Genomic DNA, 1,641 nt, shown 5'->3' on the forward strand with positions numbered 1-1,641 from the left:
GATCAGCCCGAAGCCGCCGACGATGATGGCGAGCAGTCGAAACTCGGGCGCGATGAGCTGAAACCAGCCGGCGTCGTAGGCGTACTTGACGCCGAGCGTTGCGCCAAGCACGACGACCAGCCCGCCGAGCCATCCGGCCAACTTCAGCCCGATCGCCTGCTCGAACGTGCCCTCGCGAACGGGCGGCGGCGGTTCGACCTGCGGCTCGTACGGCACTGCCATCAGCACTGGCTCACGCTCAGGCTCGGGCGGTTCCGGAGGCTCAGGAACGAACTCGTCCGGCTCGGAAAGCTCGGCGGGCTCGTATGACTCTTCAGGCTCGGAAACGAGCTGACGCATGAGCGGAAGCTCGCGCTCGCTCTCGATCAGGTTCGAGAGTGCTGGTTCTTTTGCCTCGCTCTCTGCCGCCGACTCCAGCTCGGCAACACGCCGTTCCAACGCGGCCAATCGACGCCGCAACAAGAGCACCTCGCTCGTGCCGATCTCGTCACCGTTATCGTTCCCCCGCGGCATCGGGCAGCATGGTACAGACAACGGGGCGTCGATGGTGTTCGCATATCGCTCGCCATCTTGCCTGACGAGGCGTTACCTTTAGGGCATGTCGTGGTCGGCCAGAGCATTCGTCGCCGTCAGCCTGGTCGTCGCGCTGTCGACGCGTGCCTCGGGTCAGGTCACAGACGGCGACGCACTTCAAGAGCAGGGCGTCCGCGCGCTTCAGGACTATTTCGCTCGCGTCTACGGCGAACCGGCGAACTTCGATACACGACTAAGCGGTCTGGTCTCGGTCGTCTCGCTCTCCCGGTTCGACGGCGAGCCGTTGGCCGAGCGACTGCTAGAGGCGACGGCCATCGACGATCCGCTGGTCGCGCTCGCCGCGTGGGACGCCCTCGCGGCCCGTTCGGCAAGCCTCACGCCCGAGCAAAACGCAGCTTGGCGAAAGGCAGGCGTCGAACTGGCCACCGGGCGACACCGCAACGACGTCTTTTTCGCGGGACAGCTGCGCCCGCTGTTGCAATCGCTCGCCGGTGGCGATGTCGAGGCAAGAGTCGTCGGGCAGCTCGTCGAGCGTGCGATCGAACAGAATGGTCTGGAGACCGAAGCCGGCCGAGCGACGCTGGTCGCCGCGGGTACGCTGCTTCGCGCACATGGCGACAAGACACTGCTGCGTCCCATCGTCGCCAAGGCCCAACGCCGCGGCACGCTGGCCGTCCGGGCTCATGCCGTTCTATCCGTCTGGGACGACGCACCTGCAATCGACGCCAATCGACGCGCGTGGAACACCTGGCTTGCTGCCCTTGAGCTCGAACCGACGTCGTCAACGGGGCCGATCGAACCGATCTGGTTCGAGCCGCCGATCGTCATCGACGACTCGAACGACCCACGCTTTCGCAAGGACGTCGAGCTGGGCCGACTCAACATCGCCGGCGTCGACGTCGCCCTGGCCATCGACGCGACGGGCAGCCTCGAAACGAGCAACGCCTACATCCTGCACTACCTCGGGGTTCTGACACAAACTCTTGCGGTCCTCGGCGGTGATGTGCGGGTTGGCGTCTGCTACTACCGGCACGAGGTCCGGACGGAACTGCAGGTCGAGTGATGCCGCGAGGCGATGGTACGGATGCGTCGCATCGAGCCGCTGCA

Annotated in this window: 2 protein-coding genes; one reads left to right on the forward strand and one right to left on the reverse strand. The window is 65.7% G+C overall.

Annotated elements, in window-relative coordinates; all coding sequences use genetic code 11:
* The coding region (locus tag AAGI46_17125; GenBank protein MEM1013929.1) for a hypothetical protein at positions 1-513 on the reverse strand (513 nt) is incomplete at its 3' end.
* 85 nt (positions 514-598) lie between these two features.
* Between AAGI46_17125 and AAGI46_17130 the strand changes: the two genes are divergently transcribed.
* Positions 599-1,597 (forward strand): hypothetical protein, encoded by a 999-nt coding sequence (locus tag AAGI46_17130; protein ID MEM1013930.1) that lies wholly within the window; start codon positions 599-601, stop codon positions 1,595-1,597.
* Positions 1,598-1,641: the final 44 nt, after the last annotated feature.

The sequence above is a fragment of the Planctomycetota bacterium genome, assembly GCA_038746835.1.
Taxonomy (GTDB): domain Bacteria; phylum Planctomycetota; class Phycisphaerae; order Tepidisphaerales; family Tepidisphaeraceae; genus JBCDKH01.